Consider the following 17,551-nt stretch of genomic DNA (forward strand, 5'->3'; position numbering starts at 1 on the left):
ACTGTGAGGTAGAGCTGGAATATCAGCACCAGCGCAATTATAAGCTGCCTTGCACAATACATTTTTGGCTTTTGAAAATTAATAGAGGCACAAAGAAGCAAGTAAAAACTGTTTTATTGTAAAGATTGCAGTCTGCGCAATTTATCCAATCCTTTCTCGAAGTTTGGGTCAGATTTTCCATTTGCAGCATGCAGCCATTCATGGAAAACAGGCTGAAGTCCATAAAAAGCAGAGACTCGTTGAAACAATTCTTCTTTAGGAAGCGAAACGTGATAATGTTCCAATACTTCTCTTGTAAATTGTGGACCATGTTCCCAATAAAAGCCTGCAAAATCAAAAGCAGGATCGCTAATTTGTGCATCAGTGAAGTCAATAATGCCGCTGATGTTTTTCCTCGCAGGATGATATAAGATATTGGCACCTGTTAAATCGCCATGAATAGGAACTATTGGATGCATATGTTTTTGGCTATTGGAAAGAAAGCGATCAAAGATCATTTTGACTTCCTTTTGCTCAGAAGAACGGAGAAAGGGACTGATCTTAGAAGTAATCTCAGCATAAAATTCTTCCCAATAACGCTGTGTATGTATGGTCTTCAATCCATGTTGCATCAGTTTTTCAGAATTTAAGTTATGTAAAGTCGTTAAAAATGCCCCCAGCTGCACTGCTGCCTCTGCTGAATTGAGATGTTCCAGCTTTTCAAGAGGCTCTCCATCAATTTTCTTATGCATGGAGCAAACAAGCCGTTTTTCTTTATAAAATAATTCATAATGAGGCACATGGATTGAGAGGTTGTTTTCGTGCAGTTTCGACAGAAGCATGGACTCTGTTAGGAGCCTCTGTAAACCATGTTCCTTTTTAGGGAACCGAAAGACATAGGATTGATTAATAATGATGACATCATGGTCCCAGCCTCTGCTAATTTTATCTATACTCTTGATAGACAACTCAGGCATGCGGTTAAGCAGAAAATGTATCTTTGCATTTATGTCCATTACAAATGCTCCCTTCTTAGGGTATTAAAGAGAAAAACATTAAAGGTATATATGATGGTAAAACAAGTGTAGCATTTTCTGGTTATAAAGATGTAAAGCAAACACTTGGGGATTACTCTATTAAACTAGGTGCAGCAGTTAAGTGAAAGAAATCAGTTTAACCTCTTGACCTTAAAGTTACTTTAAGGTGTAAGTTATGATTATGGAGGTGTTCGATTAGTGGAGGATATGTTATCGATTCAATCATTTTCAGTTAGAACGGGCATTCCAAAGAGTGCGCTACGTTTTTATGAAACGAAAAAGCTGCTTCTGCCTGCTTTCCGGGATCATAATGGCTATCGATTTTATCACAGAGAGCAAATTCAGCTCGCAAAGCTGATCTCTAGCCTGCGTTTAGCACAGATTCCAATAAAGGAAATTCAATCCTATTTAACACTCGGCAGGCAAGAAAGACAGGACAAAATGTCCGTATGGATATCGGAACTAAAAAAGATGCATCAGGTAATGGGTGCTAGTCTCCATTATTTAGAAAGTTATCAAAGCAGTTCTGAAATTTATTTTTTTAATAAATCGGCTTGTGAAGTCATTTGGTTTGAAGCAGAGGCGCAGCCTGGAAAGTTTAGCACCGTTTTTCAAGAAAAGCTTAGCATGCTGAGAAAGCTGGAAATTCAAGTTGATGAAGCTTATTTGCAGTATATGTCAGGGGAAGACCGTATTAAAGCGCGAGTTGGTTTCCGCATAAATAATGAAGGTGAAAAAGAAAAATTGAATGATGACGGGAGATGCGAAACAATGCCCGCTATGGTCTGTATTGGAATGCCTTTTCGTCTTGAAATTTCATCTATAAAAAGTGGATATAAACAATTATTTGACTGCGCACAGCAGCATAACTGGTTCCCTGCTGGCGCCATTTTAGAATGGTATCGGGGAGAGAATCTTGAAGATCTGGATTTAATAATGCCGATTATAAAGGGGGATTTGTAGATGAAGAAAGTGCTAGTGGCTGATGCAGTAAAAATAGAGGGAAGCTACTATGAAATCGGTTATAAACAAGGGCAATATTTGCTGGAAAAAGGAAGTATACTTGTTGATGAATATAAAAAAATGGCTTCCCATTCGAACACCATGGAGGGAAAAGAGATGATATTCACTTATTTTCCTTCTTTTGCTGAAGAGATTAAAGGAATGGCAGATGCTTTAAAGATGGATGAATCCATGGCTATTAGTCTGTTTAGCGGCTACGATGTCACCTTCCCGCAAATGGGCTGTACATCCTATTCACAAGATGGTCTTTATGTAAGAAATTATGATTTTAGCCCCGATCTCTATGATGCCAGACTCGTTTGCCTCCAGCCGAATACAGGCTACGCCTCAATTGGTTTCAGTCAGCAAATATGCGGAAGGCTGGATGGAATGAACGAAAAAGGCTTGGTCATTGGTTTGCATTTTGTCAATGATCAATTATTCAGTAAAGGGTTTATTGCAACAGCTATTGTAAGGATGGTACTGGATCAATGTGCAAACGCGAAAGAAGCAGCCGCGCTAATTAAGAAGGTACCTCATGGATATTGCTATAATTATTCAATCATAGATAAAGAGGGAAATAGCTTATTAATTGAAGCAGCACCAGAAGAGCAAATTGTTTCGAATGCACCTGTTATGAGGGCAGTAAACCATTTCCATTCTCCAGCTCTGCAGTCTAAAAATCGTCCTAATATCTCAGATTCCTGCAAGCGTAAAGAAATGCTCTCTGAATTGGACGGATTAGAGTTATCTCCTCAAGAACTTTTTCGTTATTTTAACCAGGGCAACTCTCCATACTTTTATCATCAATACAAACAATTTTTTGGAACCCTTCATACAGTTGTATACAATTCTTCTAATCTGCAATTAATATGTGGAGTGGGAGCAGATTCAGATCCTCATATACTTTCACTTAAAGACTGCCTTCAAGCTGAGTGGGAGGATTGGCAGATGAAAGGAATCATTCATATTTAGCAAAAGATAGGTAAAGTTAAACAGACATCTATTGTGTATTGATCTTTCAATCTATTCGTTTGATCCATAGAGTCCAGGGTATAGAAGAAGTATAGCAAAATGAGTAAGGAGCTGATGAGATCATGAATATGGATGTAACGTCCTTTTACCTTAAAGATGATGGTCAAATCCCTAATAACAGTGATTTGCCTGTAGTTGTTTATAAAGGAGCATTTGATGACGGTCTTCCAATACAGGAAACATTTCAGCAGCACAATTGGAAAGGGTCATGGACTGGAGATGTATTTGACTTTCATCACTATCACAGCAATACCCATGAAGTCTTAGCAGTAAAAGAAGGTGAAGCCACGATTCTTGTTGGAGGAGATGAAGGGGAGAGACTGCAGCTGAAAAAAGGTGATGCGATTGTGCTTCCTGCAGGCACGGGTCACAAAAAGCTGGAAAGCAGTCACGATTTTGAAGTGGTTGGAGCTTATCCGAATGGAGCCAGTTACAATACAAGGAAACAGGATCCAGCGGACCGTACGCAAGCCATTTCTGAGATTAAAAACGTCCCTGTACCAAATCAGGATCCAATCTTTGGAGAAGAAGGCCCACTGCTCGAAAAGTGGATTAAATAAGATAGAAACCGCATCCGGTGTGATGCGGTTTTTTTGTAGCACTTATTTGCAGAAGCAGGAATCCTTGCAACACTTATGGAATACAAGAATTAGAGAATACTTCAGTATTTAAATACTTGAGGCGAAAAAATCTATGGAAAAAGCTATTACAGAAAGGGTTATCACAAGTTTTGCTAAAGAAGATGAAAAAAGGAGGATTCACAATGAATCTGCAATATCCGATAGGGAAATTTCAGCACCCGGGCAAGATTACAGCAGAGCATGTAAACAGTTGGATTGATGATATAAAGAACCTGCCAAATAGATTGCAGCAGCTTGTTGGAACGTTAAGCGAAGAACAATTAGATACAGCTTATCGGGATGGAGGCTGGACAGTCAGGCAAGTGGTTCATCATATTGCTGATAGCCATATGAATGCTTATATCCGCTTTAAATGGGCGCTTACCGAGGATCAGCCTGTCATTAAAGCTTATCACGAGGCCAAGTGGGCTGAGCTTCCTGATACAAAGATGCCAATAGGTGTTTCTATTTCACTTATTTCTGCACTGCATGAACGCTGGACATATTTATTGCAGAATTTAGATGATGATAATCTGAAAGTTATATTTATTCACCCCGATTCTGGGGAAGTTACGCTTGAAGAGAATATTGGAAGGTATGCATGGCATGGAGAGCACCATTTAGCTCATATACAAGCCCTGTGCAGCCGGATGGACTGGCTCTGAGTTTATATATATTTCTGCTGTGAATGGGCAACAATAAGTATGGAATATTCTTGCATAATTTCTGCTAACGTGCTAAATTTCAATAAGAACGTGTGTTCTAAAAACAGAGGATGAGGTGCCTGTCATGATTGTGAATATGTATCCGTATTTGGTGCTTAATGGTAATGGGAAAGAGGCAATTAAGTTTTATGAAGAGGCTTTGGGTGCAGTTACAGAAAGCGTGCAAACCTTTGGTGAGTCACACGCTGATCCGGATTTTCAAATTCCGGAAGAAGCGAAGAATCGTATCATGAACGCTCAGTTGAAGATTGGCAAGGTTGAATTGATGTTATCAGATACCTTTCCAGGGCAGCCTTACGAACTAGGCTCCCAAGTGACCATTGCGATCATTCCTGAAGGAGCGGAAGAGGCAAGAGCTATTTTTGAAAAGCTTTCTTCTGGCGGCAAAATTGGCATGGAGATACAAGAAACATTCTGGAGTCCTGCATATGGGCAAGTAACAGATCAGTTCGGAATCTCATGGCAAATTTCTGCACAAGCTAAATAAAGAAACTTGCCAATTGGCAAGTTTATGGGCTGGAGACATAGGCTTAATTCCACTAATAGATTTTTACATTAAAACTGAGTTGGATTTTCTTAGTGCTGCTGATTTCTACTATCTAAAATTATAAAAAAAGAACCCCCTTGGTCATATCCCAAGGGGGGCTTCTTCATTATTGTACTAAACTTCCCATAATGTGATCGACAATTTGTTCATTTGCTACAGCACCTGTATATAACCAAGCTGTATCAGGTCCGAACTCATATACATTACCATTCTTAACAGCAGGAATATTCTGCCATAGTTCTTCTTTAATAGCGGAATCTTCAATATTCGTATCGCTGTTTATTAAGAAGAGATGATCTGCATCTAATTCTACTAATTTCTCAAGTGAAATGGCACTCCAGTTTCCAGTAGCACTAGCTGAAATTTCTTCTACTACACTTGGTACGGTTAAACCAAGGTCTCCATACATGACAGCACCGCTCGATAGGTTATCGCTTACGATAAAGAAGCTATTGTTTACTAGCCACACAGCAGCAGCCGATTGTGTTCCGATCGCATCTGTTAATTGCTGCTTAGCTTCTTCAGCTTTTCCCTCATAATCATCAAGAACTTTTTGGGCGTCATCTTCACGGCCAAAGATTTCACCAATTGTCAGGAGCTCTTGTCGCCAGTCATTATTTTCTTCTGTACCTATTACATAAGTTGGAGCAATTTTATTATATTGATCATACTTGCCGCCTTCTACCATACCAGGAGAATCCATAATAATTAAATCAGGGTTATGGCTCGCTACTGCTTCGAAAGGAAGGTCATGTGGAATCATAGGAACTGATTCTAATTCTTTTTGTAAATATTCCTGGGGATCGCCATCTCTCACGGACCATTGTGCAACTGGGGTAATGCCTAATGCGACTAAATTATCTTCAAGGTAAGATGCTAAAACCCGTTCTGGCTTTGCTGGAATCGTAACTTCATTTCCTAAGGCATCCGTTAATACTCGGTCTTTTTCAACGGTTTCTTCAGAGGCAGAGTCATTTGATGCATTATCCTCTGCTGGCTGCTCATCATTTCCGCATGCAGCTAATGCGAGTGCCATTGTGCATATTGCCGCTAATTTATATAGTTTCTTTTTGGTTGAATTCATGATTGTTCCCCCTATAGTTTAAATAAAGCTTCTTGCTAAATGATAACAATTTTCATTTGCAATTACAATCTATTATTATGCAGATCAAAAAATATATTATTTAATGTTCAAAAAATCTTCAAATAATAAATAGAATCAGCTGCTTTATGGAGTAACACATTGAGATTTTAACAGCATTCCCCTATAATGAAAATGATTTTCAGTTCGCCAAATTGAAGGATGATATACATATGAGCATTCATGAAAAAGGAAAAGCAAAGCATGTCACGGAAAAGCACGATGAAAAATATAAAGTAGAAACAAAGCCATTTGCTGCTTGGTTGATCTTAACTCTAGGGACAATTGGATTGTTTCTCATTATTGCTTCATCTATTGCATTTGGTGCCGCGGACATTCAATTAAGTACGGTTTGGCAAGGAGTCTTTCAGTTTGATAGCAGTAACCCTGCACATCAGATTATTCGTGAGCTTCGTTTACCGCGAGCCTTGGCGGCTGCTTTAATTGGTGCTGCCTTAGCCGTATCTGGAACTATTATGCAGGCAATGACGAGAAACCCGCTTGCATCTCCATCCATCATGGGGGTGACGGCAGGAGCTTCTTTTTTAATGGCTATAGCTTATGCTGTACTTCCTGGCTTGCATTATTCAGGATTGATGATTTTTTCATTTGCAGGCGCAGGTTTAGGCGCAGCACTTGTTTTTGGAATTACAGCTGCTTCTAAAGGCGGCATGTCACCTGTAAAGCTTGCATTGGCAGGAACGGCGATTACCACACTGCTGAGCTCGCTTTCTACAGCAATTGGAATTCGCTTTGATGTTGCCAAGGACATAAGCTTCTGGTATGCCGGCGGTGTGGCAGGAGTTCAAAGCACAAGCGTTCTATATTTATTATTGCCAGTTGCAATTGGAATTCTTCTTGCCATTTTTCTTTCCAGGTCTTTGACCGTATTGAGCCTGGGAGAAGATGTTGCAAAGGGTCTCGGGCAAAATACCGGACGAATTAAGCTATTGGGAACGATTGCTGTTTTACTTTTAACAGGTGCAGCAGTATCAATAGCAGGAATGATTGGTTTTGTTGGTTTGGTTATTCCGCATATTACCCGATTTTTAGTAGGACTGGATTACAGATGGATTGTTCCGTGTTCAGCTGTTTTAGGCGGGATTCTCCTTGTTGTGGCTGATATTGCAGGAAGAATGATTAATGCACCTTTTGAAACACCAGTTGGTGCTGTAACGGCTTTAATCGGTGTGCCGTTCTTTCTCTATCTCGCACGGAATGAAGGGAGAAATTTTTAAATGGATTCATTTGGTCAGCAATGGAAAAAAACAATATCTGTACTCAGTATCCTTTCAGCCGCGATAATTGTTATGTTTTTCGTTAGTTTAAACACCGGGTTAACGAAAATCCCGCCTCTTGAAGTGGTAAAAACAATCTTTGGATCAGGAGACGAAGGTACAAAGATGGTATTATTTGATTTTCGCCTGCCGCGTATGGTTCTGGCATTATTAGTGGGAGCAGGAATTTCTCTGGCAGGAGCTATTTTGCAGGGAGTATCACAAAACGCTCTTGCAGATCCTGGAATATTAGGCATTAATGCTGGTGCAGGATTTGCTGTTGTGCTCTTTATGTTCTTTTCACAGGGAACAGGGTTCGCCATTGGAGCTTTATCGATTTTCTCCCTTCCATTTACAGCATTATTAGGAGCTTTTGTTGCAGCACTTCTTATTTATGTAATTGCCTGGAAGGGCGGCGTAACACCGATTCGGTTAATTCTTGTGGGAATCGGCATTAATTCTGCGTTTGCTGCAGCCATGCTTGTTTTTCAATTGATGATGGAACCGAATGATTTCACGAAGGCGCTTGTCTGGTTATCAGGAACCATATGGGGAACCAATTGGACATTTGTGCTGGCACTGCTTCCGTGGCTTCTTATCTTTACACCGATCGCTTTTTATAAAGCAAGAGTTCTTGATGTATTAAATTTAGGGGACCCGATGGCCATTGGACTGGGCAGTCATGTGGAACGGGAAAGAAGGATTCTCCTTATTATAGCCGTTGCTCTTGCAGGTGCATGTGTTTCAGTAGGAGGAGGCATCACCTTCCTCGGATTAGTAGCACCTCATTTAGCCAAGAGAATTGTAGGAGCAAAGCACGCAAGAATGCTGCCTGTAACCGTTTTGCTTGGAGCATTTTTGCTCTTGACTGCAGATACATTAGGAAGAGTTGTTCTGGCACCGGCAGAATTACCAGTCGGCTTAGTTGTCTCTGTCCTGGGAGCACCATACTTTATCTATTTGCTTATGAAGACGAGATAATCAAGCAAAGCGGCTGGTCCAATAAGAATTCAATGAATAGTATCTATCCGAATGATTAGGGGATATTTTTAATCATTCGGTTTTTTTATGTTTATTTAAATAATTTTTCTTCCTCCCCAGTAGGATCGCAGCGCAATGGTACGAGCATGTCTAACAGTCTATTTGTATGCTGTAAAAGTTTTGATTAGTAAACCATTCTCAGCTCTGATCTTTAAATAAATGTGTCAATATTTCTGATTGTAAAAAATAGTAATTTAATATAAAATTTATATAGCTTGATATATAAGAATAATCAGAAAATTAAGGTTGCAGGAGGGAATGTATGAAAAGTACTGGGATTGTGCGCAAAGTTGATGAATTGGGTAGAATTGTAATCCCAAAAGAACTTCGGAAAACATTGAACATCCAAATTAAGGATCCAATTGAGATTTTCGTAGAAGATGAAAAGATTATACTGCGTAAATACGAAAGCAGACAAGCATGTCTAGTTACAGGTGAAATACTGGATGACAACGTGGCTCTCGCCGATGGAAAAATTGTCTTAAGCAAAAAAGCACTTATAGACTTAGTAGAAGAAGTAAATGAGCGTTTTGAATTAAAGGTGTAAACAAATAAAGAATGATTCTCCCATTCAATCGGCAAGCCTGTTGTTATAATACTTCAGGCTCTTTGTATGCCGGGAGGCTCATACCCGACCCGCCGGAAAGCGAGTATACAAGAGTTGAAATCATAACAAAACAATATGTTTTTTGAAGTGATGTTAACAAAAATAACCAAACAAAAGAAAGAAGAGGGATCAAATGAGTCAGCAAAAATTAATCCGTGTAGGCACTCAATATATACCTGTAGAAAATCCAGAACAGGCTGCAAACTGGTATAAAAAGATCCTCAAAGCAGATATTAGCTATTGTGATAAGGATAAAGCCATTGTTAATTTTGCAAATCAAAGCTTTTTTCTTGTGAAAGGAAAAGATGGAGAAAGTGCTAATTTTATAGATTATTATGGGGAGAAGCGCTTTTCAATGACATTTGAGGTTAATGGATTAGAAAGTCTCCAAGCACTTCATAAAGAGCTGAAGGAAAAAGGAGTGGGAATAGGAGAAATAGAGGATAGAGGACATGCAGGCAGGAATTTTGTGTTTTCAGATCGTGATGGGAACTTATTTGATGTTTGGAGCGAACTTAGCCCTGCATATAAATAGCAGCTATTATGGCAAACCATCAACCATTCTAGCACTGTGAGTTTATTTTCAACTTAAAAAGCTTAGGTGATAAACAGCTATAAACTTTATGTTAAAATGGTAAAAAAGAAGCAGGAGGGACTGTATGGAAACTAAAACGAAAAACGAAATTGTTTCATGGATTAAATCACTTGCATTAGCATTTATTATAGCTCTTATCTGCCGGCATTTTATATTTGAACCTGTCACAGTCCGTGGAGAGTCCATGGTGCCTACTTTTGCGAATGAACAAAAATTAATTGTGAGCAAAACGAGTGAGATTGAAAGGTTTGATATGATTGTTTTCCATTCTCCTGTGGAAGATCAAGACTATGTCAAAAGAATAATAGGCATGCCTGGCGACACAGTGGAAATGAAAGATGATGTTCTATATGTAAATGGCAAAGCTTACAAGGAGCCTTACGTGAACCGAGATCTAGTCATGGATAAAGTGACAGCTGATTTTACATTACAAGAGCTTCTGGGACAGAACATAGTTCCGGAAAACTCCTATTTTGTTATGGGAGATAATCGTTTAAGAAGCTATGACAGCAGAGAGTTTGGTTTTATATCAGAAGAAGCGGTTGTGGGTGAAGTAAAGTTCCGTTTTTATCCTTTTGATGAATCAGGATTTACAAAATAAATAAAGCATATTGGAATATGATTTGAGAGGCTAGCGATGAAAAAGATTTTTCCCATTCCTGTTCAGGAGGTTTCAGAGGATAAAAAACGGCTGCTTGAAAAGCATCTATTAATGGATAATATTAAGCGCTGTAAGCTTTTTGCTAAAATAGTGATTCTCTTTGAAACCATTCTGATTCTTATGCATATGTATTCTTCCTATTCAGATAGTGGCACCCTGTTAGTGTTTGATGCATATATCATTTTATATTTGCTATTATGGAGTTTTAGTATCCTGATGGTTATATATATTACCATTTATGAAAGACGCAGCAATCTTAGTGAGCGAAAGACAAAGCTGTTCCAGAAGGGACTGTGGCTATTTGTGATTTTCTTTTTAACATGGGGAGCATTAGTGACTCTAGTTGATCAGAGAAACTATGGTCATGTTATGGCATTTGCTGTTAATTTTATGTGTGTTTCGGTTTTATTTCATGCATCAAATAAAACGATCCTTTATTTATACAGTCTTCCTGTAGCAGTGTTATATATTGGGCTCCCATATGCACAGCCTTCCGGAGAGATTGTCTCGGGTCATTATATCAATCTATCCGTATTCTTGTTTTTTTGCTGGCTAGCATCCCGTATGCTTTATACAAGCTATTCCTCAAATTTTTACCAGAGACTTCTGTTAACGGAAATGAATGAAAACCTAGGATTAAAAGTGGAAGAAAATGAGAAAATTTATAAGGAACTTGCGAGTGCAAATAATCAGTTAAAGCAGCTCTCTGTGATGGATGAACTAACGCTCATACTTAATAGGCGCGGGTTTCGTCAATATGTTCAGAATGAATTTGAAAACATTCAAGCAAAGAGACCGTTTGCTGTACTGATGGGGGATATTGACTCTTTTAAGAATTATAATGATCATTATGGTCATTTAGAGGGAGATCAGGTGATTGCTACTGTTGCTGGAGTCTTTAGAACACATTTAAATGAAGAATCGAGCATTCTGGCCCGCTTTGGCGGTGAAGAATTTGTGGCGGTTCTATTTGATGTAGATCTCGATGAGGCATTTGCTAAAGCAGAAAAGGTGAGACAAGCGATTGAACGTCTTATGATTCCTCATGGGTACTCAAGTGCTGCTAATCATATCACCATAAGCATTGGAGTGACAGCCGGAAAAGCTCAATATCCAGATGATATTTTTCAGTTAATCGGAGATGCTGATAAAGCTTTATACGAAGCAAAGGCCAGCGGCCGCAATAAGGTGAAAATCAAAGTATTAAAATAGGCCATCTCAATTAATAGGAGATGGCTTTTTTCTGCTTATTTTTTTGCAATGTTAACTTCAATTTTAATAATTTCCGAACGGCTGCCGATTCGAATAGGCGGACCCCAAAATCCATATCCCGAAGATACAATCGCATGCAATTTGCCAAATTGGCGGTAGCCCCAGTCCAAATCAAAGATTTTTCTTGTAATGAGGTGGTTTGGTGCCATTTGTCCCCTGTGTGTATGCCCGCTTAACAGAAGATCAACATCATGCTCTTCTGCTTGCTTAATTTCAGCAGGCTGATGGTCCATCATAATAATTGGTATGTTTTTGTTCAAATCATTGGTTAGTTCGGCAATTGATTTTCGCTGCTTATCCGTCTTATCCTTCCTGCCGACAAGGTGAAAGGAGTCTTTAATAGAGAGGACTTCATCTTGCAGGATGCGAATGCCTATTCGGTCCATCTCTTTTAAAAATTCAGGAATTGCTCCGCCATAATATTCATGGTTGCCAAGTACACCATACACGCCAAGCGGCGCAGATAATCCACTTAAAACTTCACCCATATTTTTACGGATAAATGCTCCAGGATCGTCATCGATAATGTCACCTGGAAGCAGAATGAGATCTGGCTGAAGCTGATCAATCTCTTTTACTAAACGCCGTGCATGCGCTAATCCTGATAAATGGCCAAAGTGCATATCAGATGCCATGGCAATTGAAAAGGAATCAATCCTGCTTTGTTCATTGATGTTAACTTTATAGGTGCGTATCACAGGTGAATACGCATTATAGGAACCATAAAGGAAAAGGGAAATAAAAATAATTACGACGATTAATCCAACCCAGGTAATACCATCATCTTGAGGAATTCCTATTAGTTTCAATAACCAGACGGTAAGATTGGCTATAGGCAGTAATAGTAGAGCGTATTGAAGAACGGCGAACCAATAGGAGCCGATCATCCGAAAGAAGGAAAGTCGCTTAGAGCTTTGTCCAATGAGATAGGAATAAAATAAAATTCCTGCAAGAAAGGCGAACAGCCATTGGTTTTGAAATCCAAACACAGTCTCAAGCCAAACCCAGGCATTCCAGCTAATATAAAAAGCGATGGCTGTGTATATAAGAATAAAAACAGCAAAGCCTAAAATACGTTTCATAAATAAACCTCAATTCGCTGCATAGATTTTGTGTTTAAGATACGATATCTAGGTTTATTTGTCTATCTATTAGCATCTATATCTTATTCTTAAAACGATTTGGAGGTATTCATCCCATTTAGAAGCTTACAGGATCAAATGGAGAATATAGTTATTTCCTTCATAGTTAAGGATTATGCAAAACAATAAAAAAGAGGAATCCGTTTCCGGAATTCCTCTGATATATCAATTAAAGTGCTCCTGCAGCTGATAAAAGCGGCTGCCGAATCTCTTGTTCTGCATTTCTTACAAGATCATATGTTACACACATCGGCTTGTTTGTACGCGGATCACGTCCAATCAATGCGTCAATATGGAATACATCTCGTAAAACCTCTTGTGTAATCACTTCTTCACATGTTCCTGCTTTAACAATTTCGCCATTCTTTAAAGCAATTAAGTAATCGGCAAAGCGTGCAGCCTGATTTAGATCATGAAGCACCATAACGATAGTGCGTTCCTGTTCACGATTAAGTTTTTGAAGAAGCTCCAGCACTTCCAGCTGGTGTGCCATATCTAAATAAGTAGTAGGCTCATCCAAGAAAATAATCTCTGTTTCTTGAGCAAGGGCCATTGCAATCCAAACACGCTGTCTTTGACCGCCAGAAAGAGCATCAACAGAGCGGGATTTGAATTCAGCAGTTCCTGTGACTTCTAATGCCCAGTCAATCACTTCATAGTCTTTCTTTGTCAAACGCCCAAAGCCAGTCTGATGGGGGAATCTCCCATAAGAAACGAGCTCTCCAACGGTTAAGCCGCTCGCACTTTCAGGCGTCTGCGGCAGAATGGCCATTTTTTTGGCTAACAACTTTGTATTTTCTTTGGCAATATTTTCACCATCAAGAATGACAGTTCCTGATTGATGAGAAATAATTCTTGTAATGGCTTTTAACAATGTGGATTTCCCACAGCCATTAGCACCAATAATGGTTGTAATTTGTTTATCAGGGATCGAGGCAGTGAGGTCTTTTACGATTAGACGTTCACCGTATCCAATATTTAAGTCCTTTGTATATAGGCGAACCATAATAGCCCTCCATTATGTCTAATTTAGAATTTATATAAATAGTGATAACGATTCTCATTTCAACTTTCTACTTAACTATAAACCTAACAATAAAAGAAGTCAACGGATGTTGAAAAACGTTCACAAACCTAGTTGAAAAATATTCTCAAACCATGTATAGTATAGTGAGAATGATTATCAATTTTAGTGCAAGCTGAGGAGTGGAGATAGCATGAACATAGATGAATTGTTTGATGTCACGATTATTGGCGGTGGCCCGGCTGGTCTTTATTCAGCATTTTATAGTGGACTTAGAGAAATGAAAACGAAAATAATTGAATTTCAGCCTCAGCTTGGCGGGAAAATACATGTATATCCAGAAAAAATGATCTGGGATGTAGGCGGCTTATCGCCGATCCCTGGAGCAAAGCTGATTGAACAATTAGTGCAGCAGGGATTAACGTTTGATCCTGAGGTTGTACTAAATGAAAAAATCGTTTCGGTCAGCAGAGATCAAGATGGAATATTCGTATTAAAAACAGCTTCTGGTGCAATTCATTATTCTAAAACTGTAATTGTAGCCGTTGGAGGCGGTATTCTAACACCTCAAAAGCTTGATATTGAAGGTGCAGAGCGCTTTGAAATTGCAAATCTAAATTACACTGTGAAATCATTACAGCATTTTAAAGATAAAACAGTCGTCATCTCAGGCGGAGGAAACTCAGCGATTGACTGGGCAAACGAGCTGGAATCCATTGCAAAAAAAGTATATTTAACATATAGAAAAGATTCACTAAATGGTCATGAAGCGCAGATCACGCAGCTAATGGAAAGCTCTTGCGATTGTTATTTCAATTCAACGATTACAAAACTGATTGCCGGTGACAATCATGAGTTGATTCAACAAGTGGAATTAACCAATAGCGAAACAGGAGAGGTTACATACCTGGAGATTGATGAAGTCATAATTAATCATGGATATGAACGCGATAGTGCCCTCCTTCAAAATAGCGAGCTGAAAATTGAAATGGAAGAAGACTTCTATGTCAAAGGTTCAGCAAATAGTGAGTCTTCCGTTCCAGGTCTATATGCGGCAGGAGATATCCTTAAGCATGACGGCAAGCTTCATTTAATAGCAGGAGCCTTTCAGGATGCAGCAAATGCTGTAAACAAAGCAAAACAATTCATCCAGCCAGATGCTTTAAAGTATGGCATGGTTTCTTCTCATAATGATGCATTTAAGGAGCGGAACCGGGAGTTAGTAAAAGAATTAATTAAATAAGAGAATGTGTAGGGCGATGCAAGAAGTTTAGTGCATTGTCTTTTTTTATCTAAAACAAACTTCACAAAACAGCTTTTATTATGAGTATACTGAATGATCTCTTCGAACAAAACAGCTAAAATAAAGAGCCATCAATCTAAAGATCGATGGCTCTTTTATTTATATCAAGGAAGTGTTAAGCCCGGCTAGTGCTTGCGTCGCTGTCTTTTGCTCTGTTAAGTTGCTTGCGAAGGAAAGGTAATACATAACGGTCAAGTCCAAATTTACCTGCATTATATCCAGCAGCAGCTATAAAGACACCCATTAATATATCTGTTGGATTATGAGATACTGTTCCAGCTAGTAAGAAAGAGAAGTTCATGACCATTCCGAAGAATGCAGCTGCGGTTGTCAAGCAGCCTAGAATTAATCCAAGTCCTACTAAAAACTCTCCCCAAGGAATGATAAAGTTAAATAGTTCTGCATTTGGTAAGGCAAAGCTTTCAAGGAAGCTGCTGTACCATCCAAAAACGGGTCCGCCATCTGGTCCTGTAACGGGGTTTGCAGCGGCATTTGTTAAGAATCCTGTCGAATCAAATCCCCCGGTAATTTTCCCCCAGCCTGCAGTCAGCCATAAATAACCCCAGTATACACGAATAACTGTTAATAGAGCAGCAGCAATGTTATTTTCTCTTAGCCAATTGTTAATCATCTTACATCTTCCTTTCATTGATAAGAATTATGTTATTGATTACACTTAAAATATAACATGAGAGCAGATTTATCTCACTAATATTGTGATTAACTTCACAATCTTGTAATAAAGTTTTGACTAAATATTGAACAGAAGTTTATAAGATATACAAATATAATATTTATAGGCTAGAAAATTTGGTGTCGTTTCAACTTTTTACAGAAATAGAAGTTATTAGAATAATGAATGCGAATACAACATTTTGTGAGGAAAATCACAATGATTTTTTCAAAGAAGAAAGGAATGAAAAACAGTGGGGTTATTGCATGCTCTGCATTTCTCATTTCCACCGGAAGACTAAGTGTAAATTAGGAAGATCAAATGATAATCAGCAGGAATTATCTTAATTCCTGCTGATAAGCAGTTTCACTTTAAAGTTTTTTACGATCTGGAGCTGTAGGAGGCTTTTCCAGCCAGTTTTTTTCAATGGAGATACTCACACCGTCTTTTGAATAATCACCGACCTCAGCAATGAGCCGTGTATAAGCTGTAACTAAATCTCTTCTTGCGCTTGCTCCAATACTTGCTCCATAAAAGCCGATGCCAGCTGAATACAAGGCTTTTGTATGAAACATAATGAGCTTATCCGAAAAGACTTGGTCAGTTGAAGCGGTAGCATATATACTTGAATTTGCTGGCGAGATTAGATCACTTTCTTTAAGAAATTCGGAGAATACATCACAATGATGCTTCGCTAATTCTGCGCCTCTTTTTAAAAAGTTTTTTACTTCAGGCGCTTTTACGGTTTGAGAAAATCCCATAAGCAAAACAGAACCAAGCATATTTCGATATAAGTTTGTAAACAAATGAGATATTTCAACTGATGTCAGTGGTCTTTGTTCTCCAAACCAACCACCTAAAAATTTCTTGGAATGAATGTATTCGACCTCAGTTGGATATGGGATATATGGAGCCCAAATATAATTGCCAATCTCCTGTGCAATATCAATTCCCTGATTAAAAAAGTTCGTACTTGTCTGGAGACATGAAGCATAAAAATTTCGCATATCTTTTCGGGCTGCACTGGGGAGAGCAGAACTAAAGGCATTTATTCCCATAAGGCCAATATTCATAGCATAATGCAGAATGAACTCGTCGGTATACAATCGTTTGGCGTGAGTATTTACGTCGGTATCTGTAAAGCCATCAGGAATGGGGATTTCTTCCGATTCCAATAAACTTCGAATGTAATCGTAATTTGATTGAGATATTTCAAGTCCTGTCTGGATGTAAGGCTTTATTGCAGGGTTCTCTACATGCTGTGAAAAGTACGATAAAACACAAATTGATAAAGATTCCGACAGAAATGTTCCGAATAATATTGATAGTTCGCTCGCAGTCAGTTTTTCCGTGTTCTCCATTAGAATCCCTCCTAAAAATCTTTCCATATGTAGTATTAACTAGGGACAAAAACTTATGAATAAAGAATGTACATAAAACAATTGAGGGTGAATTTTCCAATAAAAAAGGGCAGAGCAATCGTTAAAATGTCCTTTACAAGGGTACATTTTACGTTTCACTCTGTCCTTTTTATTACTTTCAGAAAGTATAAGTGCAGCTGGTATGCTCATTTTACTTCAATATTTCTTCAATGAAGTTAAAGGATATATTCTTTGCTTATAAAAGTCAATTGTGCCTAATAATTCATTTACGGCTATTTCCATTTTTTCTAAATCTCGCCGAGAAACAGGAGGATCCTCAGCACTCCAGCGCACAGATTTAACGAAATAATATTTTTTAATTGGCACAAGAAGGACCTTGGAATTTGGAAACTCTGCAAAAACAAATTCAATTCCGCCTCTTTTTCGGTATGAATGGCTGAGAATTTTCATGAGGATAACAACCTTTCAACATTTCTAAAACGGTTTAA

19 protein-coding genes are annotated in these 17,551 nt (G+C 38.6%); 12 read left to right on the forward strand and 7 right to left on the reverse strand.

The annotated features are described in order from the left end of the window. Positions 1–113: 113 nt before the first annotated feature. A complete protein-coding gene (locus tag F7732_RS14145) occupies positions 114–995 on the reverse strand; it encodes a phosphotransferase family protein (protein ID WP_151574679.1) in 882 nt (293 codons plus the stop codon). A 228-nt stretch (positions 996–1,223) separates the two neighbouring features. On the opposite strand from F7732_RS14145, the gene F7732_RS14150 reads away from it, so the two are divergent. The 5 genes from F7732_RS14150 (at position 1,224) to F7732_RS14170 (ending at position 4,885) form a co-directional block, all read left to right on the forward strand. After that, complete coding sequence (locus F7732_RS14150; protein ID WP_240056647.1) at positions 1,224–1,979, forward strand: MerR family transcriptional regulator; 756 nt, start codon at positions 1,224–1,226, stop codon at positions 1,977–1,979. After that, positions 1,980–2,993 (forward strand): C45 family autoproteolytic acyltransferase/hydrolase, encoded by a 1,014-nt coding sequence (locus F7732_RS14155; protein WP_151574681.1) that lies wholly within the window; start codon positions 1,980–1,982, stop codon positions 2,991–2,993. Between the two features lie 122 nt (positions 2,994–3,115). Then, positions 3,116–3,613, forward strand: coding sequence for a cupin domain-containing protein (locus F7732_RS14160; protein ID WP_151574682.1), 498 nt, complete (start codon positions 3,116–3,118; stop codon positions 3,611–3,613). A gap of 203 nt (positions 3,614–3,816) precedes the next feature. After that, positions 3,817–4,338 carry a YfiT family bacillithiol transferase gene (locus F7732_RS14165; protein WP_066449906.1) on the forward strand — a complete coding sequence of 174 codons (522 nt, stop codon included), beginning with the start codon at positions 3,817–3,819 and terminating at the stop codon, positions 4,336–4,338. Positions 4,339–4,462: 124 nt separating this feature from the next. Further along, entirely contained in the window at positions 4,463–4,885 is a 423-nt protein-coding gene (locus F7732_RS14170; protein WP_066449903.1) for a VOC family protein, read from the forward strand. A 166-nt stretch (positions 4,886–5,051) separates the two neighbouring features. On the opposite strand, the gene F7732_RS14175 is transcribed toward F7732_RS14170, so the two are convergent. Continuing rightward, complete coding sequence (locus F7732_RS14175) at positions 5,052–6,029, reverse strand: iron-hydroxamate ABC transporter substrate-binding protein (RefSeq protein WP_151574683.1); 978 nt, start codon at positions 6,027–6,029, stop codon at positions 5,052–5,054. 230 nt (positions 6,030–6,259) lie between these two features. Here F7732_RS14175 and F7732_RS14180 point away from each other — a divergent pair, with 230 nt between their 5' ends. The 6 genes from F7732_RS14180 (at position 6,260) to F7732_RS14205 (ending at position 11,479) form a co-directional block, all read left to right on the forward strand. Then, a complete protein-coding gene (locus tag F7732_RS14180; protein ID WP_151574684.1) occupies positions 6,260–7,324 on the forward strand; it encodes a FecCD family ABC transporter permease in 1,065 nt (354 codons plus the stop codon). After that, positions 7,325–8,344, forward strand: coding sequence for a FecCD family ABC transporter permease (locus F7732_RS14185; RefSeq protein ID WP_151574685.1), 1,020 nt, complete (start codon positions 7,325–7,327; stop codon positions 8,342–8,344). Between the two features lie 322 nt (positions 8,345–8,666). Continuing rightward, the gene (locus tag F7732_RS14190) at positions 8,667–8,951 is read left to right on the forward strand and encodes an AbrB/MazE/SpoVT family DNA-binding domain-containing protein (protein WP_151574686.1); all 285 of its coding nucleotides are present in this window, start codon (positions 8,667–8,669) and stop codon (positions 8,949–8,951) included. A gap of 193 nt (positions 8,952–9,144) precedes the next feature. Then, the gene (locus tag F7732_RS14195) at positions 9,145–9,546 is read left to right on the forward strand and encodes a VOC family protein (protein ID WP_151574687.1); all 402 of its coding nucleotides are present in this window, start codon (positions 9,145–9,147) and stop codon (positions 9,544–9,546) included. 124 nt (positions 9,547–9,670) lie between these two features. Continuing rightward, complete coding sequence (lepB, locus tag F7732_RS14200; protein WP_151574688.1) at positions 9,671–10,207, forward strand: signal peptidase I; 537 nt, start codon at positions 9,671–9,673, stop codon at positions 10,205–10,207. A 36-nt stretch (positions 10,208–10,243) separates the two neighbouring features. Continuing rightward, positions 10,244–11,479 carry a GGDEF domain-containing protein gene (locus tag F7732_RS14205; protein ID WP_151574689.1) on the forward strand — a complete coding sequence of 412 codons (1,236 nt, stop codon included), beginning with the start codon at positions 10,244–10,246 and terminating at the stop codon, positions 11,477–11,479. Positions 11,480–11,514: 35 nt separating this feature from the next. Here F7732_RS14205 and F7732_RS14210 read toward each other — a convergent pair whose 3' ends face one another. Together F7732_RS14210 and F7732_RS14215 are read right to left on the reverse strand one after the other, a co-directional pair. Further along, positions 11,515–12,621 (reverse strand): metallophosphoesterase, encoded by a 1,107-nt coding sequence (locus F7732_RS14210; protein ID WP_151574690.1) that lies wholly within the window; start codon positions 12,619–12,621, stop codon positions 11,515–11,517. 229 nt (positions 12,622–12,850) lie between these two features. Continuing rightward, a complete protein-coding gene (locus tag F7732_RS14215; protein WP_066449876.1) occupies positions 12,851–13,687 on the reverse strand; it encodes an ABC transporter ATP-binding protein in 837 nt (278 codons plus the stop codon). A 211-nt stretch (positions 13,688–13,898) separates the two neighbouring features. On the opposite strand from F7732_RS14215, the gene F7732_RS14220 reads away from it, so the two are divergent. Beyond that, positions 13,899–14,948: an NAD(P)/FAD-dependent oxidoreductase gene (locus tag F7732_RS14220; protein ID WP_151574691.1), complete on the forward strand. Its 1,050-nt coding sequence runs from the start codon at positions 13,899–13,901 to the stop codon at positions 14,946–14,948. 175 nt (positions 14,949–15,123) lie between these two features. Here F7732_RS14220 and F7732_RS14225 read toward each other — a convergent pair whose 3' ends face one another. The 3 genes from F7732_RS14225 to F7732_RS14235 all read right to left on the reverse strand — a co-directional run bounded on the left by F7732_RS14225 (position 15,124) and on the right by F7732_RS14235 (position 17,513). After that, positions 15,124–15,639, reverse strand: a complete 516-nt coding sequence (locus F7732_RS14225; RefSeq protein ID WP_151574692.1) for a DoxX family protein — start codon at positions 15,637–15,639, stop codon at positions 15,124–15,126. 413 nt (positions 15,640–16,052) lie between these two features. After that, on the reverse strand, positions 16,053–17,042 hold the full coding sequence (locus F7732_RS14230) for a DUF3231 family protein (RefSeq protein ID WP_161598886.1): 990 nt from the start codon (positions 17,040–17,042) through the stop codon (positions 16,053–16,055). 216 nt (positions 17,043–17,258) lie between these two features. Beyond that, positions 17,259–17,513: a hypothetical protein gene (locus F7732_RS14235; protein WP_151574694.1), complete on the reverse strand. Its 255-nt coding sequence runs from the start codon at positions 17,511–17,513 to the stop codon at positions 17,259–17,261. Positions 17,514–17,551 lie beyond the last annotated feature (38 nt).

This window comes from Bacillus mesophilum, from assembly GCF_008923265.1.
In the GTDB taxonomy this organism is placed as follows: domain Bacteria; phylum Bacillota; class Bacilli; order Bacillales; family Cytobacillaceae; genus Cytobacillus; species Cytobacillus mesophilum.

What these genes read in the sequence shown, in the direction of transcription:
- F7732_RS14190 (WP_151574686.1), top strand. Translation starts at nt 8,667, where the DNA reads ATGAAAAGTACTGGGATTGTGCGCAAAGTTGATGAATTGGGTAGAATT.
- F7732_RS14220 (WP_151574691.1), top strand. Translation starts at nt 13,899, where the DNA reads ATGAACATAGATGAATTGTTTGATGTCACGATTATTGGCGGTGGCCCG.
- F7732_RS14155 (WP_151574681.1), top strand. Translation starts at nt 1,980, where the DNA reads ATGAAGAAAGTGCTAGTGGCTGATGCAGTAAAAATAGAGGGAAGCTAC.
- F7732_RS14160 (WP_151574682.1), top strand. Translation starts at nt 3,116, where the DNA reads ATGAATATGGATGTAACGTCCTTTTACCTTAAAGATGATGGTCAAATC.
- F7732_RS14145 (WP_151574679.1), bottom strand. Translation starts at nt 995, where the DNA reads ATGGACATAAATGCAAAGATACATTTTCTGCTTAACCGCATGCCTGAG.
- F7732_RS14205 (WP_151574689.1), top strand. Translation starts at nt 10,244, where the DNA reads ATGAAAAAGATTTTTCCCATTCCTGTTCAGGAGGTTTCAGAGGATAAA.
- F7732_RS14225 (WP_151574692.1), bottom strand. Translation starts at nt 15,639, where the DNA reads ATGATTAACAATTGGCTAAGAGAAAATAACATTGCTGCTGCTCTATTA.
- F7732_RS14180 (WP_151574684.1), top strand. Translation starts at nt 6,260, where the DNA reads ATGAGCATTCATGAAAAAGGAAAAGCAAAGCATGTCACGGAAAAGCAC.
- F7732_RS14185 (WP_151574685.1), top strand. Translation starts at nt 7,325, where the DNA reads ATGGATTCATTTGGTCAGCAATGGAAAAAAACAATATCTGTACTCAGT.
- F7732_RS14235 (WP_151574694.1), bottom strand. Translation starts at nt 17,513, where the DNA reads ATGAAAATTCTCAGCCATTCATACCGAAAAAGAGGCGGAATTGAATTT.
- F7732_RS14195 (WP_151574687.1), top strand. Translation starts at nt 9,145, where the DNA reads ATGAGTCAGCAAAAATTAATCCGTGTAGGCACTCAATATATACCTGTA.
- lepB (WP_151574688.1), top strand. Translation starts at nt 9,671, where the DNA reads ATGGAAACTAAAACGAAAAACGAAATTGTTTCATGGATTAAATCACTT.
- F7732_RS14230 (WP_161598886.1), bottom strand. Translation starts at nt 17,042, where the DNA reads ATGGAGAACACGGAAAAACTGACTGCGAGCGAACTATCAATATTATTC.
- F7732_RS14165 (WP_066449906.1), top strand. Translation starts at nt 3,817, where the DNA reads ATGAATCTGCAATATCCGATAGGGAAATTTCAGCACCCGGGCAAGATT.
- F7732_RS14210 (WP_151574690.1), bottom strand. Translation starts at nt 12,621, where the DNA reads ATGAAACGTATTTTAGGCTTTGCTGTTTTTATTCTTATATACACAGCC.
- F7732_RS14175 (WP_151574683.1), bottom strand. Translation starts at nt 6,029, where the DNA reads ATGAATTCAACCAAAAAGAAACTATATAAATTAGCGGCAATATGCACA.
- F7732_RS14215 (WP_066449876.1), bottom strand. Translation starts at nt 13,687, where the DNA reads ATGGTTCGCCTATATACAAAGGACTTAAATATTGGATACGGTGAACGT.
- F7732_RS14150 (WP_240056647.1), top strand. Translation starts at nt 1,224, where the DNA reads ATGTTATCGATTCAATCATTTTCAGTTAGAACGGGCATTCCAAAGAGT.
- F7732_RS14170 (WP_066449903.1), top strand. Translation starts at nt 4,463, where the DNA reads ATGATTGTGAATATGTATCCGTATTTGGTGCTTAATGGTAATGGGAAA.